This is a genomic window from Nocardioides sp. NPDC023903, assembly GCF_040639295.1.
Lineage (GTDB): Bacteria > Actinomycetota > Actinomycetes > Propionibacteriales > Nocardioidaceae > Nocardioides.
Genome location: NZ_JBEZZS010000007.1, coordinates 154,125 through 179,816, shown reverse-complemented (window position 1 = coordinate 179,816; position 25,692 = coordinate 154,125). Strand labels below are relative to the sequence as shown.

Below are 25,692 nucleotides of genomic sequence, written 5' to 3'. Positions count from 1 at the left end.
CGCTACGGAGGCGGCGGCATGACAGACAACACCACGGCGTACGTCATCCTGTCCGCCATCCTCTTCACGATCGGCACGATCGGCGTGCTGACCAGGCGAAACGCCATCGTCGTCTTCATGTGCGTCGAGCTGATGCTCAACGCGGCCAACCTGGCCCTGGTGGCGTTCAGCCGGATGCACGGCAACCTCGACGGGCAGGTGACCGCGTTCTTCGTGATGGTCGTCGCGGCCGCTGAGGTGGTCGTCGGGCTGGCGATCATCATGACCATCTTCCGCACCAGAAACACGGCTTCGGTCGACGAGCCAAGGATGCTCAAGTGGTGAACCCTGTCGAGGCCAGCGGCGTCTTCTCGCTGATCTGGCTGGTCATCGCGCTGCCCCTCGCCGGTGCGGCCCTGATCCTGATCGGGCGCCCGCTGGCGCCGGCACTCTTCGACCGGATCGGGCACTGGCTCGCGGTCGGGCTCGCGGGTACGTCCTTCGTGCTGTCGCTCGTCCTCTTCATTGCCGCCCTCGGTCGCGATGAGGAGAGCCGGCAGGTCGTCCAGCACCTCTACACCTGGTTCGACACGGGTGATCTGAGTGTCGGGTTCGACCTCCTCTACGACCAGCTCTCCAGCCTGTTCCTGCTGCTCATCACCGGTGTCGGCACGCTGATCCACGTCTACTCGGTCGGCTACATGGCCGACGACGAGCGGCGCACCCGGTTCTTCGGCTACCTCAACCTGTTCCTCGCCGCGATGCTGATGCTGGTGCTGGCGGAGAACTACGTCGGCCTCTTCCTCGGCTGGGAGGGCGTCGGCCTGGCGTCCTACCTGCTGATCGGCTTCTGGCAGCACAAGCCGTCCGCGGCCGCCGCCGCGAAGAAGGCGTTCGTGATGAACCGGGTCGGCGACATGGGTCTCTCGCTGGCGATCGCACTCTGCTTCGTCACCTTCGGGTCGACGTCGTTCTCCGCGATCGACATCGGCGACACCACCACGACCACCCTCAACTGGCTCGGCATCCTGCTGCTCATCGGTGCCTGCGGGAAGTCCGCCCAGGTGCCGCTGCAGGGCTGGCTGCTGGACGCGATGGAGGGCCCGACCCCGGTCTCGGCGCTGATCCACGCGGCCACGATGGTCACGGCGGGCGTCTACCTGATCGTCAGGTCCTCCGCGATCTTCGACGCTGCCGAGGCCGCCTCGACCGCCGTCGTGGTCGTCGCCCTGGTGACGATCATCTGGGGCGCCGCGATCTCCTGCGTGAAGGACGACATCAAGAAGGTCCTGGCCGGTTCGACGATGAGCCAGATCGGCTACATGATGCTGGCCGCCGGGCTGGGCGGGCCGGGCTACGCGTTCGCGATCTTCCACCTGCTCACCCACGGCTTCTTCAAGGCCAACATGTTCCTCGGCGCCGGGTCCCTGATGCACGGCATGAACGACGACGTGAACCTCAAGCACTACGGCGCCCTGAGCCGGGCGCTCCCGGTCACGTTCCTCACCTTCTCGATGGGCTACCTGGCCATCATCGGCTTCCCCGGGTTCGCCGGCTTCTGGTCCAAGGACAAGATCCTCGAGGTCGCCTTCGCCGACAGCTGGCTGGTCGGCATCATCGCCCTCCTGGCCGCCGGTGTGACCGCGTTCTACATGACCCGCCTGATGATGCTCGCCTTCTTCGGCCGCAAGCGCTGGCCCGAGGGCGTACATCCGCACGAGTCGCCGCGGATCATGACCGGGCCGCTCGTCGTCCTCGCCGCGCTGTCGGTCCTCGGTGGTGTCTTCGCGCTCGGCGGCTGGATCGAGCACTGGCTCGAGCCGGTGGTCGCGATCGGCCACGCCGAGCACCACGGTCCGCTCCCGGTCTGGGCCACCTCCGTCCTCGCGGTGCTCGTCGTCGCGATCGGGGTCGCTGCCGCCGGGTTCGTCTTCGGGCGCCGCCCGATCACGACCGAGCCGACTCCCTACCTGCACGTCCCGCACATCGAGGACGTCGTGGTGCCGCCCGGGATGGCGCTCACCCGCGGCGCCCTCGCGACCGACAAGTACGCCGTCGACGGCCTGATGAGCGGTGGCCCGATCGCCCTCGCGGCGATCGCCGGTGAGCTCCGCAAGACACAGACCGGCTACGTACGTTCCTACGCCCTCTCCGTCCTCGGTGGCACGGTCCTCGTCGCCCTGGCGCTTCTGGTGGTCAACTGATGCTGACAATCCTCGTCCTCGTCCCGTTCGCGGGCGCGCTGATCACCGCGGTGATGCCGGCGCGGCCCAAGGCGTGGGCCTTCGGCTTCGCGATCGCCACCCTGATCGCCGGCATCGTCACGATGTTCACGGCCCCCGACACCGATCTCGTCTGGATCGAGCCGCTCGGCGTCCACTGGGCGCTCGAGATGGACGGCTTCGGCAAGCTGATGGTGATGCTGACCGTGGTCCTGGTGCCGCTGGTGATGGTCGCGGCGGTCAAGGACCACGACAAGCGCTGGTACGCCTGGGCGCTGGCCCTGGAGGCCTTCGCGCTGCTCACCTTCACCGCCGGCGATCTCTTCCTCTTCTACATCGCCTTCGAGGCGACGCTGATCCCGGCGTACTTCATGATCGGCCAGCACGGTGGCCCCAACCGGGCCCGAGCCGCGCTCAAGTTCCTGATGTTCCAGCTCGGCGGCGGGCTGGTGCTGCTCGGTGCGCTGATCGGCTTCTTCGTGGTCTCCTCGGAGGCCGGGTCGCCGTCGTACCTGATCAGCGACCTCGCCCAGCTCGACATCGGCACCACAGCCGAGCGCTGGATCTTCGTGGCGATGTTCATCGCGTTCGCGGTCAAGGCGCCGCTGTTCCCGGTGCACACCTGGCTGGCCGACACCACCGAGCAGGCCACCACACCGACCTCGGTGCTCCTGGTCTGCGTCCTCGACAAGATCGGCACCTTCGGCATGATCCGGCTCTGCCTGGGTCTGGTGCCGGAGGCGTCCGCCTGGGCGACGCCCGTCGTCGTGGTGCTGGCGCTGATCTCGATCGTCTACGGCGCGGTGCTGGCGATCGGGCAGGACGATCTGCTCCGCCTGATCGGTCTGACCTCGCTCTCGCACTTCGGGCTGATCACCCTCGGCATCTTCGCGGCCACCCGCGAGGGCCTGGTCGGGTCGATCCTCTACATGGTCAACCACGGTGTCGCTACCGCGGCGATGTTCCTGATCGCCGGGTTCCTGATCGCCCGCAAGGGCACCGCCTCGATCTCGTCGATGCGGGGGATGGAGAAGGCGACCCCGGTGCTTGCCGGTACGTTCCTCATCGCGGGTCTGGCGACCGCCGGCCTACCGGGCCTGAGCCAGTTCGTCTCCGAGATCCTGGTCCTGATCAGCGCCTTCGACTACCACTGGCTGGTCGGTGTCATCGCGGTCACCGCGATCGTTCTCGCCGCCATCTACGTGCTGTGGGCCTATCAGCGGATCTTCACCGGGCCCGCTCAGCTCTCCAAGCCGGTCCCCGATCTCGATCGGCGGGAGGTCGGCGTGCTCGTTCCGCTGCTGGTCGCCCTTCTCTTCTTCGGCTTCGTCCCCGGACCGCTGATCTCAGCGGCCCAGCCGGTCGTGGCTCCTCTTGTTGATGTCATCCAGGCAGGTGAGTGACGCGATGTTCGAGTCCCCCGGAATTTCGTACGCCACCCTCTGGCCCGTCCTGCTGGTGCTCGGCGTCGCGTGCGCCGGTGTCGTGGTGGAGGCCTTCGCGCCGCGTGCCGCACGGTTCAACGCCCAGGTGTCGCTGGCATTGGCAGGCTTGGTCGCCGCGCTCGCCGGGACCGTCGCCGTCGGCGCCGGGTCCAGCCTCGGCGCCTCGACCGGTGAGGGCGCCCTCATCGTCGACGGCCCGGGGGTCTTCTCCCAGGGGCTGGTGCTGCTGGTCTCGCTCGGCGGCGTCGCGCTCTTCGCCGAGCGACGGCTCGACAACGGCGTGAGCGCCTTCGCAGGTCAGGCCGCGGCCCTGCCGGGCACGCCTGCTGAGCGCACCGCCTCCCAGCGGGGACTCGAGCACACCGAGGTCTACCCGCTGATGATGTTCGCGGTCGGCGGGATGATGCTCTTCTGCATCTCCGGCGACCTGCTGATGCTCTTCGTCGCCCTCGAGGTGCTGTCCCTGCCGCTCTACCTGCTGACCGGGCTGGCGCGCCGTCGCCGGCTGCTCTCCCAGGAAGCGGCGCTGAAGTACTTCCTGCTCGGCGCGTTCTCCTCCGGCATCTTCCTCTACGGTCTCGCGCTGGTCTACGGCTTCGCCGGGTCGATGTCGCTGGCCGAGATCGGTGAGGTGGCGGCCGAGGACGGCTCCAGCCCGCTCCTGCTCCTCGGCATCGGCCTGATGGCCGTCGGCCTGCTCTTCAAGACCGGCGCCGTGCCTTTCCACTCCTGGACCCCTGACGTCTACCAGGGCGCTCCGACGCCGGTCACCGCGTGGATGAGCGCGGCCACCAAGATCGCCGCGTTCGCCGCGATGCTTCGGCTCTTCTACGTCGCCTTTGGCGCCGAGGGCGACATCTGGCGCCCGGCGATCGGCGTCATCGCCGTGCTGACGATGCTGCTCGGCGCCTCCTTCGCGGTGGTCCAGACCGATGTGAAGCGGATGCTCGGCTACTCCGCCGTGGCCCACACCGGCTTCCTGCTGACCGGCCTCCTCGGCGTACAGACCGACGCCTTCGGCTCCACCCAGGCGGTGCTCTTCTACCTGACCGCCTACGGGTTCGCGACCCTCGGCGCGTTCGCGATCGTCTCCCTCGTGCGCGGGCCCAACGGTGAGGTCAACTCGCTGGACCGCTGGGCCGGCCTGGGCCGCTCCAACCCGTGGGTCGCGGCGACCTTCGCCGTCTTCCTGCTCTCGATGGCCGGGCTGCCGCTGACCGGCGGGTTCATCGGCAAGTGGGGCGTCTTCGCCGCCGCGCTGGGCGCCGGTCAGTGGCCCGTCGTCGCGGTCGCGATCTGCTCGAGCATCATCGCGATCTTCTTCTACGTACGCGTGATGATGCTGATGTTCTTCACCGATCCGCGCGAGGACGCGGCCGCGGTCGTGACCCCGTCGTACGCCACCACCGTCGTGATCGCACTGAGCGCTGTCGCCACCGTCTTGTTGGGTGTAATTCCGGGCCCTGTGCTCAGCCTGTTGGTGGATGCGGGAGGATTCATCGGGTGAGCACCAGCGCACCCACCGACCGAGCCCCTGAACTCGCCCTCCCGATCACCGATCCCGAGCTCGAGCAGCGGCTGCGCGCTCGGCTGGCGATCGTGGAGGAGAAGCTGGCGGGCTACGCCCGCAGCAGCTCCCCGTTCGTCACGGAAGCGGCCTCCCATCTGCTGGAGGCCGGCGGCAAGCGGTTCCGGCCGTTGCTGGTGCTGCTGGCCGCCGAGTACGGCCCGGACACGCTCGCCGACGAGGTCATCACCGCCGCCTGCGTCGTCGAGCTGACCCACCAGGCCTCGCTCTACCACGACGACGTCATGGACGAGGCGCTCGTGCGCCGCGGTGAGGACACCGCCAACGCCCGCTTCGACAACCACGTCGCCATCCTGACCGGCGACTTCCTCTTCGCCCGCTCCTCGGAGCTGACCGCCCAGCTGGGCCCGGAGGCCGTACGCATCCAGGCGGCCACCTTCGCCAAGCTCGTCGAGGGCCAGATCCTCGAAGGCGTTGCGCCTCCCGAAGGTGTCGACCCGGTCGACCACCACCTCGAGGTGCTGGCCGGGAAGACCGGCGTCCTGATCGCCACCTCGGCTCTCTACGGTGCGCTCTTCGCCGGCGCCGACAAGGAGATCCAGGAGGCCCTGCTCGCCTACGGCGACATCGTCGGCGTCGCCTTCCAGCTCTCCGACGACATCCTCGACATCGCCTCCGACGAGTCCGGCAAGACGCCGGGGACCGACCTCCGTGAGGGCGTCCCGACGCTCCCGGTGCTGCTGGCTCGCCGCTCCACCGAGGCTGGCGACGCCCGGCTCCTGGAACTGCTCGACAGCGACCTCACCGACGACGCGGCTCTGGCCGAGTGCGTCGGCCTCCTCCGCGCCCACCCGGCGCTGGCCGAGGCTCGCACCTACGTCCAGTCCCGCGCCGAGGAGGCCAAGGCCGCCCTCGCGCCGCTGCCCGAGGGTCCCGTCCGCAAGGCCCTCGAGGCCTTCGCCGACGTCGTCGCGGTCCGCTCCGTCTGAACCGAGGCGCGATATTCGGTAAAGGGTATCCGGCCCTGGGCAGTACCGTTGCGACGTGAATGAGCAACGGCGTGGAGTGATGTTCGGCGCCGCTGCCTACATCATGTGGGGAGCGTTCCCGCTCTACTTCCCGCTCATGGAGCCCGCCGGGGCCTGGGAGATCCTGGGACACCGGATCCTGTGGTCGCTGGTCGTGGCCGGAGCGCTGGTGCTGATCGTGGGCCGCCGCCAGCAGGTGGCCGCGATCCTGCGCGACCGGCGAAAGCTCGTGCTGCTGGCTGCGGCTGCGGCGGTGATCTCGATCAACTGGGTGACGTACATCTGGGGGGTCAACAACGGACGGATCGTGGAGACGAGCCTGGGCTACTTCACCAACCCGCTGGTCACGATGTTGATGGGCGTGATCATCCTGCGCGAGCGGATGCGGAAGCTGCAGTGGGTGGCGCTCGGGATCGCGTTCGTGGCCACCATCGTGCTCACGGTCGACTACGGCCGGCTGCCGTGGGTCGCGCTCATCCTGGCCTTCTCGTTCGGCACCTACGGGCTGCTCAAGAAGAGCGCGGGGGTCGGGCCGTTCGAGTCGCTGGCCGTCGAGACCGCCGTGACGGCGCCGTTCGCGCTGGCCCTGATCATCGCTCTCCAGGCCACCGGCAACGGCACACTCTTCGGCCACGGTGCCCTCCACGTACTCCTCCTGATCAGCCTCGGCGTCATCACCGTCGTGCCGCTGGCCTGCTTCGGCGCGGCCGCCATCCGGGTGCCGATGGTCACGATCGGGCTGCTCCAGTACCTCGCGCCGATCCTGCAGTTCGCCGTCGGCGTCTTCATCGCCCACGAGGCGATGCCTCCCGGCCGCTGGGCCGGCTTCGCGATCGTCTGGATCGCCCTGGTCATCTTCAGCGCCGAGGCCATCCACCACCGCCGCAAGGTTCTGCGGACGCTCGTGACCCCGCCGAGCACGACGACCGTCTAGACCCCGCCGAGACGTCGCCCCCGCCGGCCGAGGCGTCACTCAGGTCGGCCGAGATGGCACCCAGCTGCCATCTCGGCCGACCTAGGTGTCGTCTCGGCGACTGGTTGCCGTCCAAGGAGCGGACCGATCGTGTGTTTTCACATCCACTCGACTAACTCGAGTATTGTCCTCGACATTCGTAACCCGATCGACCTTGACTCGGCAGGGCAGAAGTGAGGAACCAGATGAAGAAGATCAAGGTTGCAGTGGCTTTGGCCGCTGCGAGCATCCTGACCTTGACCGCGTGCGGTGGCTCCGGCGGCGACAGCGACGCGGAGTCGATCTCCATCGTCGGCTTCGCCGTCCCCGAGACGGCAAACAAGGCGATCGCCAAGGAGTTCAACAAGACCCCCGATGGCGAGGGCGTCACCTTCCAGACCTCGTACGGCGCCTCGGGCGACCAGAGCCGTGCGGTCGAGTCCGGCCTGAAGGCCGACTACGTCCACCTGTCCGTCGGCACCGACGTGCAGCGCCTGGAGAAGGCCGGCCTCGTCGACGCGTCGTGGGACGACGGCGACAACAAGGGCATCGTGTCCAGCTCGGTCGTCGTGCTCGGTGTCCGTGAGGGCAACCCGAAGAACATCCAGGGCTGGGAGGACCTCGTCAAGCCCGGCGTCGGCGTGGTCACCGCCAACCCGGCCTCGTCCGGCGCCGCCCGCTGGAACGCGCTGGCCGCGTGGGGCTCTGTGGTGAAGAACGGTGGCACCGAGGAGGAGGGCAAGGCGTACCTCGACAAGCTCTTCAAGAACGTCGTCACTCTGACCAACTCCGGCCGCGACGCCACCACTGCCTTCCTCGGTGGCACCGGCGACGTGCTGCTCGCCTACGAGAACGAGGCCATCCTTGCGGCCCAGCAGGGCGAGGGCTTCGAGTACATCATCCCGGACTCCACCGTCCTGATCGAGAACCCCGGCGCCATCCTCAAGGACTCCTCCAAGCCGTCTCAGGCCTGGCTCGACTTCGTCCTCGACCCGCAGGGCGGTCAGAAGCAGTTCGCGCTGACCGGCTTCCGCCCGGTCAACACCGCCGAGCCCGGCGTCGTCGACTGGGACGCGATCGGTCTGAAGCCCGAGGACATCAAGGGTGCCAAGGACCCGGCCGACCCGTTCCCGGCTCCGAAGCAGCTGCTCACGCTGGAGAACGACTTCGGCGGCCGCGACTGGTCGGGCGTCAAGGAGAAGCTCTTCGGCACCGGTGAGGAAGGCGAGGCCCTCGGCATCGTGACCGACTCCATCGCCAAGTCCGGCAAGGCCTCGCAGTAGTCCGGTCATGACGACAACCATCCCTACAGCCCGGCCGGCTGCCCGTCGCAGCCGGCCAGGCAACACTCTGACAAGGACCAGCGGCATCGGGCTCGGCATCACGATGCTCTGGTTCAGCCTGCTCGTCCTCATCCCGCTGGTGGCGGTGATCATCACCGCCTCCAGCGGCGGCTGGTCCGCGTTCGCGAACCAGCTCACCAACGAGCAGACCGCGTCCGCGATCTTGCTGACGATCCGTGCGGCGATCGTGGTCACCCTGATCAACGTCGTCGTCGGCACCGTCATCGCCTGGGTCCTGGTCCGCGACAAGTTCTGGGGCAAGGGCCTGCTCGAGGTGATCATCGACATCCCGTTCGCGCTGCCGACGATCGTCGCCGGTCTCGTACTGCTCTCCCTCTACGGCGCCGAGTCACCCCTCGGCCTGCACTGGGCGAACACGTCGACGTCGGTCTACCTCGCGCTCGCGTTTGTGACGCTGCCCTTCGTCGTACGCATGGTGCAGCCCGTCCTCGAGGAGCTGGACACCGACGTGGAGGAGGCCGCGGCCTCCCTGGGGGCCTCCCGGTTCACCACGTTCTGGCGGATCATCCTGCCCTCGCTGGCACCCGCCATCGCGGCGGGCGCGGCGCTCTCCTTCGCGCGCGGGATGGGGGAGTACGGCTCCCTGGTCCTGCTCTCGGGCAACCTGCCGTTCAAGTCCGAGGTCGCCTCGGTGCGGATCCTGTCCGCGATCGAGAACGACAATCCGGAGGGTGCGGCGGCGATCGCGGCGATGCTCCTGGGCGTCTCTCTTCTCGTGATCGTCGTCCTCGACCTGGTCCAGAGGAGGATGGTCCGCCGTGGCTGAGACCCGTCGCGCTCCGCGCACCCCGCTGACGTACGTCCTCCGCGTCATCGTCATCGCCTACCTCGGGCTCCTGGTGGCCTGGCCGGTTGTCCTGGTCGCCTGGAACGCCTTCCACGTGCCCGATGTCGGGTTCACGACCGAGGCGTTCACCGAGATCTTCAACGACCCGCAGATGATGCACGCGATCAAGCTGACCTGCGTGGCTGCCGTGGTCGCGACGCTGATCAACCTGCTCTTCGGCGTCTCGATCTCGCTGCTGCTGGTACGTACGGAATTTCCTGGCAAGCGCCTCCTGAGCGCGATGATCGACCTGCCGTTGTCGGTCTCGCCGATCGTCGTGGGACTGGCGCTCGTGCTGGTCTACGGCGGCCGCGACGGCTGGTTCGGGCCGACCCTCGAGTCGGCCGGGATCCAGATCATCTTCTCGACGCCCGGCATCATCATGGCGACCGCGTTCGTGTCGCTGCCGCTGGTGATCCGCGAGGTCATCCCGGTGCTGGAGGAGATCGGCACCGAGCAGGAGCAGGCCGCCGCGTCGCTCGGCGCGAGCAGTTGGCAGACGTTCTGGCGGATCACGCTCCCGGGCATCAAGTGGGCCGTCATCTACGGCGTCGTGCTCACCCTGGCCCGGTCGCTGGGCGAGTTCGGCGCGGTCAAGGTCGTCTCCGGCAACGTGCTCGGCCAGACCCGTACCGCCACCCTCGCGGTCGAGGAGAAGTACCTCAACTTCGACCAGCAGGGCGCGTACGCCGTCGCCTTCCTCCTCGCCAGCGTCTCGGTCATCTGCATCCTCATCGTCTTCGTGCTGCGCGCCCGCGGTGCGCGCGTGCGGTGAAAGGACCACATCCCATGAGCATCGAAGTAAGTGGTGTCAACAAGCGTTACGGCGACTTCGTCGCGCTGGAGGACATCAACCTGACCATCCCGACCGGGCAGCTGACCGCCCTGCTGGGGCCCTCCGGCGGCGGCAAGACCACCCTGCTGCGGGTCATCGCCGGGCTGGAGACGCCCGACACCGGCACGATCAAGATCGAGGGCGTCGAGGCGACCTCGCTGCCGGTCCAGAAGCGCAACGTCGGCTTCGTCTTCCAGCACTACGCCGCGTTCAAGCACCTCTCGGTGGCCAAGAACGTCGCCTTCGGGCTGGAGATCCGCAAGCGCCCCAAGGCGGAGGTCGCGAAGAAGGTCGAGGAGCTGCTGGAGCTCGTGCATCTCTCGCAGTTCGCCAACCGGCTGCCCTCCCAGCTCTCCGGCGGCCAGCGGCAGCGGATGGCGCTGGCGAGGGCCCTGGCCATCGAGCCGTCCGTGCTGCTGCTCGACGAGCCCTTCGGGGCCCTGGACGCGAAGGTACGCAAGGAGCTGCGTGACTGGCTGCGACGCCTCCACGACGAGGTGCACGTGACCACCGTCTTCGTGACCCACGACCAGGAGGAGGCCCTCGAGGTCGCCGACGAGATCGTCGTCGTCAACCAGGGCGGCATCGAGCAGATCGGCACCCCCGAGCAGCTCTACGACGAGCCCGCCAACGACTTCGTGATGTCGTTCCTCGGTGACGTGACCACCCTGGGCGGGTCCTTGATCCGGCCCCACGACGTCGAGGTCACCCCGTCGCCGATCTCGGAGCACTCGCTCGAGGGCACCGTCTCGCGCGTCCTGCGGATCGGGTTCGAGGTGCGCCTCACGGTCCTCACCGACGACGGTGAGGTCGTGACCGCCGAGATGACGCGTACGCATGCCCGGGCTCTGCAGCTCGAGGAGGGCGTCAACGTCTTCGTCACCCCGTCGCCCGGAGCTTACACGATGCCGGCGCCGGCGGCGTAGGGGCGTGACGGGATACCCGGTTAACCGGTGAAACCTGCACTTCTCAGGTGTTGCAATGCCAGAGAAGTGCAGGAATACCCGGTTAACCGGGTATCCCAACGGCTCAGTGAGGCAGCCAGGCCTCGTCGCGCGCGGTGCGGGTGGTGACCTCGTCGGGGAGCTCGCGGGAGGCGAGCTCGGCGATCGAGACCTTCTCGAAGACCTCGCGCAGCGAGTCGCGGGCGGCGATCCACACGTGCTGGAGGACGTCGGCGCGCTCGTTGTAGGTGACGCCCTCGGGGCGCAGTCCATAGACCGAGACCAGCGGGCCGTCGACGGCGCGGATCACATCGGCGACGGAGACGTCCGACGCCTTGCGGGCCAGGCGCCAACCGCCTGACTGGCCGCGCTGTGAGATGACGACGCCGGCCTTGCGGAGGTCGGCGAGGATCGCCTGCAGGAACCCGTGAGGGATCTCCTGGGCGCGGCCGAGCTCCTCGGCGCTGACAGCTTTTCCGTCCTCGCGCGCGGCCATCTCGATGAGGGCGCGGAGGGCGTAGTCGGACTTGGCAGATACTCGCACGGCCACATTCTTGCAGATGAATGCAGAATTTCGCTCAATCTAGTGGTCAAGTCCACTTTGATTCACGAGCGTCTCGGCCCGCGCCTTGAGAGCCGCTGCATGCCGCCGGAACCCGTCCGCAACTCGCTCCGGCCCGGCCAGCCCGACCAGCGGACCGGAGAACTCCTCGACCGTCTCGTAGCGCGTTGGCCCGCCGGACCGCTGGGTCAGCCGCTGGTGACGTACGCCCCGCACCAGGCCGAGCCGCGCCGGCCAGCCCTCGTAGACATAAGCCAGGTACGCAGCCTCGACTCCGTCCTCGCCGACCACCGGTGGCTCGAGCGCCGAGATCCGCTCCGGCGAGCGTGCACGGCCGCCGTTCGCCCAGGTCACATGCAGCACGATCGGGTTGCCGACCGCCGCCGGCTGCGCGGTCTCGGCCCAGACGACGAACGGGTTCCATGCGGCGTACGACTCGGTCTCGACCATCACCCGCCACACCACCTCGATCGGAGCGTCGATCTCGACCGAGGCTCTCGGGTGCTCGTAGGCCACGAGCTCAGCGGTAGTTGATGAACTGCACCGCGAAGTCGTAGTCCTGGCCCTTGACCAGCGAGATCACGGTCTGCAGGTCGTCGCGCTTCTTGGAGGAGACGCGGAGCTCGTCGCCCTGGATCTGCGCCTTGACGCCCTTGGGACCCTCGTCGCGGATCAGCTTGGAGATCTTCTTCGCGTCCTCGGAGGAGATGCCCTCCTTGAGGGTGATCGAGATCTTCGACTGCTGGCCCGACTGGCGCGGCTCGCTGGCGTCGAGGATCTTCAGCGACTGCTTGCGCTTGATCAGCTTGTCCTGGAAGACCGAGAGCACCGCGCTCGCGCGGTCGTCGGCCGAGGCCGAGATCTCGATCCCCTGCTCGCCGCTCCACTCGATGGTCGCGTTGGTGCCCTTGAAGTCGAACCGCGTCGAGACCTCCCGCGCCGTCTGGCTCAGCGCGTTGTCGACCTCCTGGCGGTCGATCTTGCTCACGATGTCGAACGACGAGTCCGCCATGACTCTCTCCTCTAGATTCTGGCCAAGTCTGTGCTGTCTCACCCTAGGACCTAGTGCCGTTTTCGTACGCCGCCAGCCCCTGCGCTATTGTTTATTGCTGTCGCGATCCCCTTAACCGGGGCGCGCGCACAACCCAGGCAGATTGCCCGAGCGGCCAATGGGAGCGGACTGTAAATCCGTCGGCTTTGCCTTCGAAGGTTCGAATCCTTCATCTGCCACGCCTGGGAGAACACCCCGGTGACCAGCGGAAACGTTGGCCACCGGGGTGTTCGTCTCTCTGGCCGTGTCCGGCCCAGTCTCACCATCTCCATGCAATCACGTCCACGGAACGTCCATGAGTACGCCTCGGCAAGTTGCGGATGGTTCGGACCGGCGTTCAGATCGGGGGGTGGGTCTTGCCAAGCTCCGTCGAGCCCTGGAGCTTCACCAGAGGGTCGCCCCGTGTGACCCGCGCGCGGCTGGTGGGGTCAGGGGTTCGGGCAGCGTCTTGCTGTCCGGACGGAGAAGTATGCGAGGGTGCGCCACACGATCAGGTCGTACTGCCCTCCCGTGGCGTTCTCGACACAGGTCTCGTCAGCGCGATGGCCGATTCTCTCCCCGGACGGTGTGAGGAGCTGGCCGTCTTCTCGGGAGCTGACGATGAAGGTCGTTCCATTCGGCACGACGAATCGGAACCGGCCGGCGCTGCTCGTTGAGTTCGCACCGCCCTGGACCGGGCCGCCGTCCAACGTCGCGTCTGTGGTGGCGATCGGGTCCAGCGTGTCCCTCACGACAAGCGGTTCGACCTCGTGCGCGATATAGCGGAGCGTGTGCGTGCCGGCCTCTGTCAGGCGGAACACCTGGCCGATGCCGTAGGCGGTCCGCATGGAGTAGAGCGACTGAACCGGGAGACCATGCGGGTCAAGAAACGAGCGCGTGTGTGTGGGCCACTGCTCATATTCCGGCACGGTCAAGACGTACATATCGTCAGGAGATGCCGGGATGGAGACATCCACGATCTGACCAGGACGGTCCTGGTCGGCGTCGCAGCAGATCTGGCCATACGGGATCGTCTTAGCGGTCGAGGTCCAGATCGTGACCGGTTCGGACACGCCGTCGTAGACGTGGGAGGTCAGAAGGTAGGTGCCGGTCGCCGGGGCGCGGAACGTGGTGACGCGATGTTGGTAGGGCGGTGCCATCGTGGCGATCGGAGTGCCGTTGAGCGCGACATCGACCGTCGATACACGGGCGTAGTCAATGGCGACGGACACAAGGTCGCCGGCGGTGGCAGGCAACGAGAGCGAGGCGCGGCCAGGGGACGGGTCGGCGACGAGAGCGCGGATATGCGTCTCCTGGTTCATCGCCAACGGGACTGGTCGCTGTACTGCGCTGAGGGTGCCGGAGTAGCCGCTCAACCGTGGCCCGGATGGCGCGCTCATCATGCGGAAGCGCCAGCCGGTCGGGCGGCCATCGACATCGACGCGGTAGCGCCCCGCCGAATCGGAGACCGCGCCAGGTCCGGTCGTCATCCACGCACTGGTTACCGGGTCCCAGTGCTGCACATTGACGAGGGTGTTGGCCGGAGCGCTGCCCGTCACCCGTGTGACCCACATTCGGTCCGAGCGCAGGAACACCGAGGTCGAGGCCGTCACCTTCGGGCGCCAGGTGACGGTGAGGGTGATCGTCCGCGACGTAGCAGCAGCCTGTCCGAGCTGCGCGGGCTTGCGTACGCGGTAGCGCTGTACGCCCCGCGGCGGCGTGATGCGGAAGGAGAAGCGGCGGGTGTCGATGAGCGTCTTGCGAGCGACCCGCCGCCAAGCGCCGTCGTACCAGCGCTGCAGGTCGACGACGCTGCCGAGCCTCGCACCCCATGCCGTGCCACTGATCTGGACAGCCGAACCCTCGCTCACGGTGGAGGCCGACGCGGTGACCGATATCGAGACCGCCGCAGTAGCCGGTGGCGCCTGCAGGACAGCGAGGCTGAACATCAGTGAGAGCACGCTCACCGCGGTGAGCACAGACCTCCGCATATCTGCTCCTAAGTCTGGCCCCGAAGCCTGCTCCTGCATCTGGACCCGGAAAGGAGCTCAAGGCATTAAAGCAAGCGCAGATGAAGATGGGGCAATGTCAATCCTTCGACCCAGGTGCATAGGGGTCATGGCGCCCATAGTCATGTGATGGAGCCTTGCGCGGAGGGGCGCGACGAGGTGGTACCCGAGATCGGGGAGCCGAGCCGTCCGGATTAAGGTTCGAATCCTTCATCTGCCACGCCTGGGAGGACACCCCGGTGATCAGCGGAAACGTTGGCCACCGGGGTGTTTCGCTTCTCCGGCTGCCCTCACCCGGCGCCTACAGTCATGCCCGGAGAGCTGGTCATCCTGCCTAATGGGTTGGACCCCAAAGGACGGTTCGGGCCACAGTGAGGGGTATGGCTGCCACTCGTGCTGTCCCTCGTTTAACAGAACGCCCGACGGGGCCCGCCCGATGAAGCCCGCGCTGACCGTAGCGGCGGAGTGGTATCGGGTTCGGCCCGTCACCGAGTCCGTGACGATGATCGACGAGCCCTACGTCCACGACCTGTTGTGCGCCAACATCTGGCATGTACGAGGAGCCAGCCGTGATCTGGTCGTAGATGCCGGGTTGGGTGTCGCGTCTTTGCGCGACTCTCTACCGGTCGTCTTCGAGAGAGATCCTGTTCTCGTGGTTACGCACGCGCATCTGGACCACGTTGGTTCAGCGCACGAGTTCGACGACCGTCGTATGCATCGCACATCGCTCGTTGACGAGAACACGGCGGCGAGTCTGAACGGACCGGAACTGGCACGGTTGCTTGGCCTGGATCTTCCGGGAGCAGTGCTTCCTGAATGGCTCATCCGCGCCCTACCCTTCGACGGCTTCGAACCGCATCGCTATGCGATTTCACCAGCGCCAGCCACTGTTGCCCTCGAAGATGGCGACACCATCGACCTCGGCGACATGACACTGCGTGTCCTGCACATGCCGGGCCACACTCCGGGAAGCGTGTGCCTGTTCAACGAGGCCGACGGCTCATTGTTCAGCGGTGATGTCATCTACGACGATGATCTTCTGGATGAACTTCCCGAGTCGGATATCGCGGACTACGTCAGCAGCATGCTCCGACTCCGCGCTCTCCCCGTGAAGATCGTCTACCCGGGCCACGGGGACCCATTCGACGGCGATCGAATGCGACAGATCATTGACGAGTACGTCGGTCGACGTGCCGCCCAGGTGACAGCGGAACCTTGAGCAGCGGAGCGGAGCCGTGAGGCGCGATATGTTCCGGTCATGGATCTGAACGCCTACCAGCAGGCAGCGCTGCGCACCGCGGCGTCGAAGGGCACTCCCAACGAGGTGTTCCATCTGCTGCTGGGGCTGGTCGGCGAGACGGGCGAGATCGCCGAGAAGGCGAAGAAGATCATTCGGGACCACGACAGCGACTTCGCCCAATGGGACCTCGATGATCTCGCCAAGGAGCTCGGCGACACACTGTGGTACCTGGCGGTCCTCGCTGACCACTTCGGGCTTCCGCTCGCGGACATTGCCGAGCTCAACATCAAGAAGCTCGCCGATCGTCAGCAGCGCGACGCCATCGGTGGCAGTGGCGACCACCGCTGACCCACCGATAGAGCCGTGGCAGCCACGGCCCTGGTTCACGAAGGAGCACCCATGACAGTCGACGCAACTCCCTTGACCGCGGAGAACGACGAGTTCTGGCGGGAGCGGCGGGTCTGCTTCCTGACAACGAGCCGCCCGGATGGCAGCCCGCATCTCGTCCCTGTGGGGGTGACGTTCGATCCCGAGGCCGGCATCGCGCGCGTCATCAGCAGCGCGGGCAGCAAGAAGGTTCGGAATGTACGTTCGGCCGGGCCTGGTGCGCAGGCGGCGGTCAGCCAGGTGGACGGGCGTCGTTGGTGCACGCTGGAGGGCACGGCGGTGGTCAAGGACGACGCCGAGTCGGTGGCTGAGGCCGAGCGGCGGTACGCCGAGCGCTACCGGCAGCCCCGGCCCAATCCGGAGCGCGTGGTCATCGAGATCACCGTGACTCGGGTGCTGGGCAACGTACGTCCCTCGGGCTGGTAGGAGCTGTCAGAGCCCGCGGTCGGTGAGGACGACGCGGTCGGTGATGTCCTGGACGTCGCGGCGGTTGCCGGTCGGGAACATGGTGCGGAACCGTTTGATCTGGCGGGATGAGGCCGTGATGGGGTCGGTGAGCATGACCCACTGGACGTGCTCGGTGTACGGCGCGGTCGTCAGCGAGCCGTCGTAGCGGTAGGACGTGTGCCGGCGCGGCAGGAGGGCGCCGACGTCGATGTGGCCTACGTGGTCGGCGGTCGAGCACTCGGAGACCAGGTGGTCGTAGAGGCTGCCGAGAGTCGGGTTGGTGAGGCCCGGACGGACCCAGACGCCGACGACGAGGGTGTGGCCAGAGGCGTCCTGGTGCACGAAGTGCATCTCGATCGGATAGTCCCGGGAGGAGAGCAGATGCTCGCTCGGGGTGTGCCAGTGGAACTGCACCAGGCCGTACGTCACCCCGTCCATCTCGAGCGAGCCGACCCCGGGCGGGAGCTCGGCGCGTACGGTCTCCTCGTCGCCACGGACGGTGCAGCCGTCGGGCTCGTCGGCGTCCTCGCGGATGTACTTCATCGTGACGGTCGCGTCGTGGGGATAGTGGACGTGCAGGGCGGGCAGGTGCGCCTGCTGGGTGCCGCCGCGGTAGATGCGGATGGGGCTCTGGTGCGGTGCAGGGTGCGGTGGGCCGGCGGCGGTCGTGGATGCGGCGGCTGACGAGGACAGAGCGGTGAGCCCCGCGATGGCGGCGGCTCCCTGGAGCAGTGCGCGACGGTTCAGCCCGACGTTGGTGCGCTTCATGACAGATCTCCCGAGATCTACCGGGTCGAAGTGACCCGTGGACCGAAATACGTACCACGAATTGCGGTCGGCGGCGTCGTGTCCGCGACCTAGAGTCGTAATGACGCGAGAGGAGAATCCGATGAGCGTCCAGCTGAACCACACGATCGTCCATGCCTCCGACCGGGACGCGATGGCGACCCACCTGACCGAGATCCTCGGGCTTCCAGAGGCTCAGCTCTTCGGCCCGTTCCGGGTCGTCGAGCTCACCAACCAGGTCAGCCTCGATGTGGTGGAGGCCGAGGACTTCCGGCCCCAGCACTACGCGTTCAAGGTGTCCGAGAACGAGTTCGACGAGATCTTCGGACGGATCGAGGAGCGCGGCATCACCTACTGGGCCGACCCCTTCCATCGGCGGGAGGGCCAGATCAACCACAACGACGGCGGTCGCGGCGTCTACTGGGAGAGTCCCGACGGACACAACCTCGAGATCATCACGGTGCCGTACGGCGGCTGACCGTCGACGCAGGTCAGGCCAGGTCGGCGGCGAGCTGCTTGCCGGCCTCGGTGAGCAGCGGGACGGCGCGCTCGATGAGCTCGTCGCTCATCCGGCCGGTGGGTCCGCTGATCGACATCGCCAGGCGCGGGGCGTAGTCGGGGACGGCGACGGCGACGCAGCGTACGCCTGCCTCCTGCTCGCCCTCATCGATGGCGTAGCGGCGCTCGCGGACCTGCTCGAGCTGGTCGAGGTAGTCGTCGCGCGAGGTGATCGTGGTCGACGTGTAGGGGACCATGTCGGTGCGCCGGAGGATGTCGCGGACCTGGTCGGGTGCCATGTCGGCGAGGATGGCCTTGCCGACGGCGGTGCAGTGCGGGGAGACCCGGCGGCCGACCTCGGTGAACATACGCATCGACTGGCGCGACTCGGTGTGGGCGACGTAGACGATCTGGTCGCCGTCGAGCATCGCCAGGTTGGCCGACTCGCCGACCTCGTCGACGAGCCGGGTGAGGTGCGGGCGGGCCCAGGTGCTGAGCATGCGCGAGGAGCTCTCGCCGAGCCGGATCAGCTTGGGACCGAGGACGTACTGCCGGTTGGCCTCCTGGCGGAGGTAGCCCAGGTCGACGAGGGTGCGCACCAGCCGGTGGATGGTCGGCAGCGGCAGGCCGGAGGCGGCAGCGAGCTGGGAGAGCCCCATGGTCCCGCCGGCGTCGGCCATCGTCTCGAGCAGTGCGAAGGCACGCTCGATCGATTGCACGGCCCCGGTGCGTGCCTTCGGCGCCTTCTCGTTCTCGCTCACCTGAGCTCCCCGATCTATGGGTACTGTCTTCCGGATGACGGAAGTCTAGCGTCGTGTAGAGGAAATCCAGCCGGTTGCGTCCCTTGTCTGGCCGGATTAATATCCGCAATGCGGAAAGAGAAATCCATTCAAAGGAAAACTGTAGCCCTGGAAGGGTGGAGCTCGTGAACATTCAGATCACCGGTGGCGACGTCGAGCGAGGAGCCGAGATCCTCACCCCCGAAGCCCTCGACTTCGTCGCGGATCTGCAGCGACGGTTCGGGGCCCGCCGTGACGAGCTCATGGCCGCTCGCCGAGTGCGCCGCGAGGAGGTCGCCCGCACCGGCCGGCTCGACTTTTTGCCCGAGACGGCCGACGTACGTGCCGGCGACTGGACGGTGGCACCGGTCCCCGACGACCTCCAGGACCGCCGCGTCGAGATCACCGGCCCGACGGACCGGAAGATGACGATCAACGCCCTCAACTCCGGGGCGCGGGTCTGGCTGGCCGACATGGAGGACGCCAGCACGCCGCACTGGAGCAACGTGATCGGCGGCCAGGTGAACCTGTACGACGCCGTGCGGCGGCAGATCTCGGCGATGTCCCCGCAGGGCAAGCTCTACGAGCTCAAGCAGGACCAGCGGTTGGCCACGATCGTGATGCGTCCGCGCGGCTGGCACTTCGACGACCTGCACGTCCTGGTCGACGGCAAGCCGGTCGTCGGCGCCCTGGTCGACTTCGGGCTCTACTTCTTCCACAACGCCCGCGAGCTCGTGGAGCGCGGGAGCGGGCCGTACTTCTATCTCCCCAAGATGGAGAGCCACCTCGAGGCGCGGCTGTGGAACGACGTGTTCACCTTCGCCCAGGCCGAACTGGGGATCCCGCACGGCACCGTGCGTGCGACCGTCCTCATCGAGACGATCCCGGCCGCGTTCGAGATGGACGAGATCCTCTACGAGCTGCGCGACCACGCAGCTGGGCTCAACGCCGGCCGCTGGGACTACCTGTTCAGCCTGATCAAGTACTTCCGTGACGCCGGACCCTCGTTCGTGCTGCCCGACCGGGCGACGGTCGGGATGAAGTCGCCGTTCATGCGTGCGTACGCCCAGCTGCTGGTCAAGACCTGCCACCGCCGCAACGCCCACGCCATCGGCGGCATGGCAGCCTTCATCCCGAGCCGCCGGGACCAGGAGGTCAACGCCACCGCCTTCGCCAAGGTCCGTGAGGACAAGGAGCGCGAGGCCGGCGACGGCTTCGACGGCTCCTGGGTGGCCCATCCCGACCTGGTCCCGATCTGCCGCGAGATCTTCGACTCTGTTCTCGGCGACCGGCCGAACCAGGTCGACCGGCAGCGCGACGACGTCGAGGTGCGTGCCGAGGACCTGCTCGACGTCGCCTCCGCCGGCGGCGCGATCACCCTCGCGGGGCTGCGTGACAACGTCGAGGTCTCGCTGGTCTACCTCGACGCCTGGATCCAAGGCGCCGGCGCCGTCGCGATCCATAACCTGATGGAAGACGCCGCCACGGTCGAGATCTCCCGCTCGCAGATCTGGCAGTGGGTGCACAACGGGTCAAAGCTCGACGACGGGACCCAGGTGACCGCAGAGCTCGTACGCCGGGTCCTGGACGAGGAGATGGTGAAGCTGCTCGCGGCGGCCGAGGGGATCGAGCACCATCTGAAGCAGGCCCGCACCATCTTCGAGGAGGTCGCGCTCGCCGACGACTACGTCGACTTCCTGACCCTGCCGGCCTACGAGCAGGTGGTCGGTTCATGAGCCACCTCGAGGACCTCATCGGCTGGCTCGACCGCGCGCTCGCCGGCGCCGATGCGGCGCTGGCCGCTGACTATCCGGGGGATCGGGGCGTACGTCAGCCGGTGCACACCGTCTACGTCCCGGGCGACCGCTACGACGAGAAGACCGTCGCTGAGTGGTCCGCCGAGTCCGGACGGGTGCTGGCTGAGCACGCGGGTTCTGCTGCCGAGGTCGCGGACTCCTTCGACCTGACGCCTGGCTTGGCAGACGAGATCTACGATCGCGTGGCGGCCAAGCTGGCCGCGGAGCCGATCGAGGACCTGCGGATCGACTTCGAGGACGGCTACGGGGCTCGGCCCGACGAGGACGAGGACGCCGCCGTGGTGGCGGCCGCCCGGGCGCTCGCCGCCACCGTCCGTGACGGCTCCGCGGCGCCGTTCCACGGCATCCGGATCAAGTCGTTCGAGGCCCCGACGCGACACCGCGGGCTGCGTACGCTCGACCTCTTCCTCGGCGGGCTCGTCCGTGAGGGCGGCCTCGGTGACGGCTTCGTCATCACGCTGCCCAAGGTGACCTCCGTCGAGCAGGTCACCGCGATGGTCACCGCGCTGGGCGCGCTCGAGGCGGTTCATGGCATCACGCCGGGAAGCCTGAGGTTTGAGATCCAGGTCGAGACGCCGCAGGCGATCCTCGGCTCAGACGGCACGGCCCTGATCGCGCGGATGATCGCCGCCGGCGCCGGTCGGGTCACCGGCCTGCACTACGGCACCTACGACTACTCCGCCTCGCTCGGGGTCGCGGCCGCTTTCCAGAGCATGGAGCACCCGGTCGCCGACCACGCCAAGGACGTGATGCAGGTGGCCGCCGCCGGCACCGGCGTCTTCGTCTCGGACGGCTCGACCAACGTGCTCCCGGTCGGGAGTCCCGATTCGGTGCGCGCGGCGTGGCGGCTCCACTCACGCCTGGTGAGTCGCTCGCTCGCCCGCGGGATCTACCAGGGCTGGGACCTGCATCCGGCCCAGCTCCCCAGCCGCTACATCGCGACGTACGTGTTCTTCCGGGACGGGCTCGACGTTGCCTCGGCCCGCCTGCGGGCGTACGTCCACGGCGGTGACTCCAGCTATCTCGACGAGCCTGCCACTGCTGCCGCGCTCGCCGCGTTCGTGCTGCGTGGGGTGGAGTGCGGAGCTGTCGCGGTCGACGAGGTCGAGACGCTCGCCGGGATCGACCAGGCGAAACTGGCCGAGCTCGCTCGCCGCCGGATCACCGCCTGAGCATCCCGACCGCATGGCGGCAGGCTGGGTAGCCTGCCGCCATGCGCGTCGAAGCCGAGTTCACCACCGAACCGTTCCGTGGCGAGGGTGAGCCTCCCGAGCACGCGACGGCGGCGCTCGCGGCCGCCCGCGAGGCCGGTCTGGAGTGCGACTTCGGGCCTCTGGGCACGTCGATGCGCGGCGAGCGGGACGCCGTCCTGGCCACGCTGGCCGAGGTGGTGGCCGCCGGCCTGGACCACGGTGCCGACCAGATCACCTTCCAGGTCCGGGTCGAGGGGCACAGCGCGCCGCGGCGTACGGCCAGCGGGTTGGACGCGCTGCTCGCCGAGGTCGCGGAGATCCTCGGCGGCGACCTGGCAGCTCTGGACCGCCAGGGGAAGCAGCGCGCCGTGCGACTGCTGGAGGAGCGCGGCGCCTTCGACTACCGCAAGAGCGCCGAGATCGTGGCCGCGGCGCTCGGGGTCACCCGCTTCACGGTCTACAACTACCTGAACCGCGAGCGGGAGTAGCCCCCGACTTTTCAACAAACTGTTGACTGTGACGAGAGCCACATGCAATCGTTGTTGCTGTACGGAAATTAGTTTCCGCATAGCGAGAGAGAACGGTTCATGGATCTCCAGAGCTTCAACACCTCACCGGCGGATGTCGTGCGGCCCGTGCTGCAGGCCTGCTGCGATGCTCCGAGCTGGGTCGCCGCGGTCCTGGCCGGGCGCCCCTACGCCGACGAGGCCGACGTCGTCCGAGCCGCGGACGAGGCGGCCCGACGGTTCACCGCGGCCGACGTCGACCAGGCGCTGGCCGCCCATCCCCGGATCGGGGAGCGCGCCGAGGGCGAGCACGCCGAGGCCGCCTGGTCGCGGCGCGAGCAGGCCGCGGTCGGCACCGACCAGTCCACGGCACAGGCCCTCGCCGAGGGCAACCGGGCCTACGAGGAGCGCTTCGGCCGGGTCTTCCTGATCTGCGCCACGGGCCTCTCGGCCGACCAGGTGCTCGGCGCCCTCCGCGACAGGCTGGGTCACGAGCACGACGAGGAGGCGGCCGTAGTCGCCGACGAGCTGCGCAAGATCGCACTGCTCCGCCTCGAGCGCGTCCTGGCCGCGGAGGTCTCGGCATGACCAGCGCCATCACGACCCACGTACTCGACACCGCGCTCGGCCGCCCGGCCGCCGGTGTCCCGGTCCGGCTCAGCAGGATCGACGATTCAGACCATGTCCTCGCCGACGCCGTCACCGACGACGACGGCCGAGTGACCGACCTGGGACCCGATCAGGTCCCGGCCGGCACCTATCAGCTCCGGTTCGGTACCGCCGCCTACTACGCGGCGACCGGTCAGGAGTGCTTCTACCCGCAGGTCTCCGTCACCTTCGCGGTCACCGACCGGCGGCACCACCACGTGCCACTTCTGCTGAGCCCGTTCGCCTACTCCACCTACCGAGGGAGCTGACATGCCCATTCGCCTTGGACCCAACCAGTACGGCAAGGCCGAGAACCGCGTCGTACGCATCTACCGCGACACTCCTCGCCACCAGATCCGGGACCTCAACGTCTCCACCGCGCTGCGCGGCAGCTTCGACGACGCTCACACCAGCGGCGACCAGCAGGACGTACTGCCGACCGACACCCAGAAGAACACCGTCTTCGCCTATGCGAAGGAGATCGGCGTCGCCTCGATCGAGGAATTCGCGCTGGCTCTCGCCGACCGCTACCTCGAGGCCTGCCCGGCCGCCGAGGGCGCCCGAGTCGAGATCGACGAGTACGCCTGGGACCGGATCCAGGTCGACGGCGCGGGTCACGACCACTCCTTCGTCCGCTCGGGTGGCGGCGTACGGACCACCGTGGTGAACGTCGACGGCCGCGGTGAGGACCGGGTCGCCCATGTGGTCTCCGGCATCAAGGACCTCGTCGTGCTCAAGTCGACCGGCTCGGAGTTCCACGGCTTCCTCAAGGACGAATACACGACCCTGCAGGAGACCACAGACCGGATCCTGGCGACCTCGCTCGTCGCCCGCTGGCGCTACATCGGCACCGATGTCGACTGGGACAAGACGTACGACTCCATCCGCGCCCTCCTGCTGCAGCGGTTCGCGGAGATCCACAGCCTCGCGCTGCAGCAGACCCTGAACGGGATGGGCACCTCGGTGCTCGAGCAGCACGGAGAGGTCGCCGAGATCAAGTTCTCCGCGCCCAACAAGCACCACTTCCTCTCCGACCTGTCGCCCTTCGGCCTGGACAACCCCGGCGAGGTCTTCTTCGCCGCGGACCGGCCCTACGGCCTGATCGAAGCCTCGGTCGTACGCGACGAGGCCCCCGATGCCGGCAACGCCTGGCACGCCATCCCCGGATTCTGCTGAGGCCCGGCGATGTTAGGTCGCAGGAGGCAGGCCACCGCGCCGATCACGACCCGGCCTGAGGACGAGCGGCATCCGCCGGGCCAGCTCCTCGCCTACGGCACGCAGCACATCCTGACGATGTACGGCGGCGTGATCGCGCCGCCGCTCATCGTCGGGGGTGCCGCGGGCCTGTCGGGCACGGACCTGGCGCTGCTGGTGACCGCCGGGCTCTTCGTCTCGGGGTTCGCGACGCTGCTGCAGACGCTCGGCCTCGGACCCTTCGGCAGCCGGCTGCCGATCGTGCAGGGCATCTCGTTCGCCAGCGTGTCGACGATGGTCACGATCGCCAGCGAGGACGGGCTGCGCCCCGTCTTCGGGGCGATCATCGTCGCCGGGGTGATCGGGCTGGTCCTGTCCTCGTTCTTCGCCCAGCTGGTCCGGCTCTTCCCCGCCGTCGTCACCGGCACGATCATCACGGTCATCGGGCTTTCGCTGATGCCGGTGGCGTTCCGGTGGGCGATGGGCAACGACGCGGAGGCGCCGGACTACGGGTCGATGACCAACATCGCGTACGCGGGTCTGACGCTGCTCGTCATCTTGGTGATCAGCAGGGTGTTCCAGGGCGCGATCTCACGTCTGTCCATCCTCATCGGGATCGTCGTCGGGACCGTGATCGCGACGATCGCCGGCCGGGCCGACTTCTCCTCGGTGGGTGAGTCCGATCTGGTCGCGCTCCCGCCGGTCCTGCACTTCGGTGGCCCGACCTTCGAGGTCGGGGCGATCGTCTCCATGACGATCGTGGTGCTGGTGATCATGACCGAGACGACCGCGGACATCCTGGCGATCGGCGAGATCGTGGAGACCGACGTGGACGCCAAGCGTGTCGCCAACGGCCTCCGCGCCGACATGGCCGCCACCACCGTCGCCCCGCTGTTCGGCACGTTCCCGTGCAGCGCGTTCGCGCAGAACGTCGGGCTGGTGGCTTTGACGGGCATCCGGAGTCGGTACGTCGTGGCGACCGGTGGTCTCGTGCTGTTGCTCCTCGGGCTGCTGCCGGTCGTCGGGGCGGTCGTGGCGGCGATCCCCTATCCCGTGCTCGGTGGTGCCGGCATCGTCCTGTTCGGCTCGGTCGCGGCCAGCGGGATCCGTACGCTCTCGCGCGTCGACTACGAGGACAACCTCAACATGGTGATCGTCTCCGTGGCGATTGCCGTCGGGATCCTGCCGATCGCGGCGCCGACCTTCTGGGACGCCTTCCCGGAGTGGCTCGGGGTCATCATGCACTCCGGCATCAGCGCCACCGCACTGGTCGCCGTCGTGCTCAACCTGCTGTTCAACGAGATCACCGTCGGCAACCGCGCCGGTGCCTCGGTCTTCGCCGCCTCCCAGGATTCTCGTGAGGGCTTCGGGGAGCGTCTCGACGACGACATCGAGCGGTCGTGAGGCCGAGTCGGCTCGTCCTCACCTGAAAACCCGCCGAGTCGGCTCGTTATGACGAGCCGACTCGGCGGG

27 protein-coding genes and 1 tRNA gene are annotated in these 25,692 nt (G+C 67.9%); 22 read left to right on the top strand and 6 right to left on the bottom strand.

The genetic code is table 11. The features are described 5' to 3' along the window. Positions 1-18: 18 nt before the first annotated feature. The 10 genes from nuoK (at position 19) to AB0F44_RS10890 (ending at position 11,105) form a co-directional block, all read left to right on the top strand. Positions 19-324, top strand: a complete 306-nt coding sequence (gene nuoK, locus AB0F44_RS10935; RefSeq protein WP_008356449.1) for an NADH-quinone oxidoreductase subunit NuoK — start codon at positions 19-21, stop codon at positions 322-324. Next, on the top strand, positions 318-2,183 hold the full coding sequence (gene nuoL, locus AB0F44_RS10930) for an NADH-quinone oxidoreductase subunit L (RefSeq protein ID WP_357355266.1): 1,866 nt from the start codon (positions 318-320) through the stop codon (positions 2,181-2,183). The genes nuoK and nuoL overlap by 7 nt, the downstream gene beginning before the upstream one ends. Next, positions 2,183-3,604, top strand: coding sequence for an NADH-quinone oxidoreductase subunit M (locus AB0F44_RS10925; RefSeq protein ID WP_357355264.1), 1,422 nt, complete (start codon positions 2,183-2,185; stop codon positions 3,602-3,604). Before nuoL ends, AB0F44_RS10925 begins: the two co-directional genes overlap by 1 nt. A 4-nt stretch (positions 3,605-3,608) precedes the next feature. Beyond that, positions 3,609-5,153, top strand: a complete 1,545-nt coding sequence (nuoN, locus tag AB0F44_RS10920) for an NADH-quinone oxidoreductase subunit NuoN (protein ID WP_357355333.1) — start codon at positions 3,609-3,611, stop codon at positions 5,151-5,153. Beyond that, on the top strand, positions 5,150-6,163 hold the full coding sequence (locus AB0F44_RS10915) for a polyprenyl synthetase family protein (RefSeq protein ID WP_357355262.1): 1,014 nt from the start codon (positions 5,150-5,152) through the stop codon (positions 6,161-6,163). Before nuoN ends, AB0F44_RS10915 begins: the two co-directional genes overlap by 4 nt. A 55-nt stretch (positions 6,164-6,218) precedes the next feature. Continuing rightward, positions 6,219-7,136 carry an EamA family transporter RarD gene (rarD, locus tag AB0F44_RS10910; RefSeq protein ID WP_357355260.1) on the top strand — a complete coding sequence of 306 codons (918 nt, stop codon included), beginning with the start codon at positions 6,219-6,221 and terminating at the stop codon, positions 7,134-7,136. A gap of 224 nt (positions 7,137-7,360) precedes the next feature. After that, positions 7,361-8,437, top strand: coding sequence for a sulfate ABC transporter substrate-binding protein (locus tag AB0F44_RS10905; protein ID WP_357355258.1), 1,077 nt, complete (start codon positions 7,361-7,363; stop codon positions 8,435-8,437). A 7-nt stretch (positions 8,438-8,444) separates the two neighbouring features. Next, the gene (gene cysT, locus AB0F44_RS10900) at positions 8,445-9,284 is read left to right on the top strand and encodes a sulfate ABC transporter permease subunit CysT (RefSeq protein WP_357355256.1); all 840 of its coding nucleotides are present in this window, start codon (positions 8,445-8,447) and stop codon (positions 9,282-9,284) included. Beyond that, a complete protein-coding gene (locus AB0F44_RS10895) occupies positions 9,277-10,119 on the top strand; it encodes a sulfate ABC transporter permease subunit (RefSeq protein ID WP_357355254.1) in 843 nt (280 codons plus the stop codon). Before cysT ends, AB0F44_RS10895 begins: the two co-directional genes overlap by 8 nt. Before the next feature lie 14 nt (positions 10,120-10,133). After that, positions 10,134-11,105 carry a sulfate ABC transporter ATP-binding protein gene (locus AB0F44_RS10890; protein WP_357355252.1) on the top strand — a complete coding sequence of 324 codons (972 nt, stop codon included), beginning with the start codon at positions 10,134-10,136 and terminating at the stop codon, positions 11,103-11,105. Between the two features lie 103 nt (positions 11,106-11,208). Here the strand turns inward: AB0F44_RS10890 and AB0F44_RS10885 are convergent, their stop codons facing one another. The 3 genes from AB0F44_RS10885 to AB0F44_RS10875 are packed head-to-tail and all read right to left on the bottom strand — an operon-like array spanning position 11,209 to position 12,697. After that, positions 11,209-11,667 carry an Rrf2 family transcriptional regulator gene (locus AB0F44_RS10885; protein ID WP_091044275.1) on the bottom strand — a complete coding sequence of 153 codons (459 nt, stop codon included), beginning with the start codon at positions 11,665-11,667 and terminating at the stop codon, positions 11,209-11,211. Positions 11,668-11,706: 39 nt separating this feature from the next. Next, positions 11,707-12,201, bottom strand: a complete 495-nt coding sequence (locus AB0F44_RS10880) for an SRPBCC domain-containing protein (RefSeq protein WP_357355250.1) — start codon at positions 12,199-12,201, stop codon at positions 11,707-11,709. 4 nt (positions 12,202-12,205) lie between these two features. Next, positions 12,206-12,697 carry a YajQ family cyclic di-GMP-binding protein gene (locus AB0F44_RS10875; protein ID WP_141802451.1) on the bottom strand — a complete coding sequence of 164 codons (492 nt, stop codon included), beginning with the start codon at positions 12,695-12,697 and terminating at the stop codon, positions 12,206-12,208. 136 nt (positions 12,698-12,833) lie between these two features. Here AB0F44_RS10875 and AB0F44_RS10870 point away from each other — a divergent pair. Next, positions 12,834-12,915 (top strand) — tRNA-Tyr (locus tag AB0F44_RS10870). A gap of 249 nt (positions 12,916-13,164) precedes the next feature. Here the strand turns inward: AB0F44_RS10870 and AB0F44_RS10865 are convergent. After that, a complete protein-coding gene (locus AB0F44_RS10865) occupies positions 13,165-14,706 on the bottom strand; it encodes a hypothetical protein (RefSeq protein ID WP_357355247.1) in 1,542 nt (513 codons plus the stop codon). Positions 14,707-15,160: 454 nt separating this feature from the next. Between AB0F44_RS10865 and AB0F44_RS10860 the strand changes: the two genes are divergently transcribed. The 3 genes from AB0F44_RS10860 to AB0F44_RS10850 are packed head-to-tail and all read left to right on the top strand — an operon-like array spanning position 15,161 to position 16,777. After that, positions 15,161-15,943: an MBL fold metallo-hydrolase gene (locus AB0F44_RS10860; RefSeq protein WP_357355246.1), complete on the top strand. Its 783-nt coding sequence runs from the start codon at positions 15,161-15,163 to the stop codon at positions 15,941-15,943. Between the two features lie 39 nt (positions 15,944-15,982). Beyond that, positions 15,983-16,312 carry a nucleoside triphosphate pyrophosphohydrolase family protein gene (locus AB0F44_RS10855; RefSeq protein ID WP_357355244.1) on the top strand — a complete coding sequence of 110 codons (330 nt, stop codon included), beginning with the start codon at positions 15,983-15,985 and terminating at the stop codon, positions 16,310-16,312. A gap of 51 nt (positions 16,313-16,363) precedes the next feature. Next, on the top strand, positions 16,364-16,777 hold the full coding sequence (locus AB0F44_RS10850) for a PPOX class F420-dependent oxidoreductase (RefSeq protein WP_357355242.1): 414 nt from the start codon (positions 16,364-16,366) through the stop codon (positions 16,775-16,777). A gap of 6 nt (positions 16,778-16,783) precedes the next feature. Here AB0F44_RS10850 and AB0F44_RS10845 read toward each other — a convergent pair whose 3' ends face one another. After that, complete coding sequence (locus AB0F44_RS10845; protein ID WP_357355240.1) at positions 16,784-17,566, bottom strand: carbonic anhydrase family protein; 783 nt, start codon at positions 17,564-17,566, stop codon at positions 16,784-16,786. A 121-nt stretch (positions 17,567-17,687) separates the two neighbouring features. Here AB0F44_RS10845 and AB0F44_RS10840 point away from each other — a divergent pair, with 121 nt between their 5' ends. Next, positions 17,688-18,062: a VOC family protein gene (locus AB0F44_RS10840; protein WP_357355238.1), complete on the top strand. Its 375-nt coding sequence runs from the start codon at positions 17,688-17,690 to the stop codon at positions 18,060-18,062. Between the two features lie 13 nt (positions 18,063-18,075). On the opposite strand, the gene AB0F44_RS10835 is transcribed toward AB0F44_RS10840, so the two are convergent. Continuing rightward, positions 18,076-18,843, bottom strand: coding sequence for an IclR family transcriptional regulator (locus AB0F44_RS10835; protein WP_160025653.1), 768 nt, complete (start codon positions 18,841-18,843; stop codon positions 18,076-18,078). Between the two features lie 164 nt (positions 18,844-19,007). Here AB0F44_RS10835 and aceB point away from each other — a divergent pair, with 164 nt between their 5' ends. The 7 genes from aceB to AB0F44_RS10800 all read left to right on the top strand — a co-directional run bounded on the left by aceB (position 19,008) and on the right by AB0F44_RS10800 (position 25,623). Next, entirely contained in the window at positions 19,008-20,597 is a 1,590-nt protein-coding gene (gene aceB / locus AB0F44_RS10830; RefSeq protein ID WP_357355236.1) for a malate synthase A, read from the top strand. Continuing rightward, complete coding sequence (locus tag AB0F44_RS10825; protein ID WP_357355234.1) at positions 20,594-21,850, top strand: aldolase/citrate lyase family protein; 1,257 nt, start codon at positions 20,594-20,596, stop codon at positions 21,848-21,850. The genes aceB and AB0F44_RS10825 overlap by 4 nt, the downstream gene beginning before the upstream one ends. A 41-nt stretch (positions 21,851-21,891) precedes the next feature. Beyond that, a complete protein-coding gene (locus AB0F44_RS10820; RefSeq protein ID WP_357355232.1) occupies positions 21,892-22,359 on the top strand; it encodes a helix-turn-helix domain-containing protein in 468 nt (155 codons plus the stop codon). Between the two features lie 99 nt (positions 22,360-22,458). After that, positions 22,459-22,965 (top strand): 2-oxo-4-hydroxy-4-carboxy-5-ureidoimidazoline decarboxylase, encoded by a 507-nt coding sequence (uraD, locus tag AB0F44_RS10815; RefSeq protein ID WP_357355230.1) that lies wholly within the window; start codon positions 22,459-22,461, stop codon positions 22,963-22,965. After that, a complete protein-coding gene (uraH, locus tag AB0F44_RS10810; protein WP_355228221.1) occupies positions 22,962-23,294 on the top strand; it encodes a hydroxyisourate hydrolase in 333 nt (110 codons plus the stop codon). Before uraD ends, uraH begins: the two co-directional genes overlap by 4 nt. Position 23,295: 1 nt before the next feature. Beyond that, positions 23,296-24,201, top strand: coding sequence for a factor-independent urate hydroxylase (gene pucL, locus AB0F44_RS10805; protein WP_357355228.1), 906 nt, complete (start codon positions 23,296-23,298; stop codon positions 24,199-24,201). A 9-nt stretch (positions 24,202-24,210) separates the two neighbouring features. Further along, the gene (locus tag AB0F44_RS10800; RefSeq protein WP_357355226.1) at positions 24,211-25,623 is read left to right on the top strand and encodes a nucleobase:cation symporter-2 family protein; all 1,413 of its coding nucleotides are present in this window, start codon (positions 24,211-24,213) and stop codon (positions 25,621-25,623) included. The last annotated feature ends 69 nt before the right edge of the window (positions 25,624-25,692 follow it).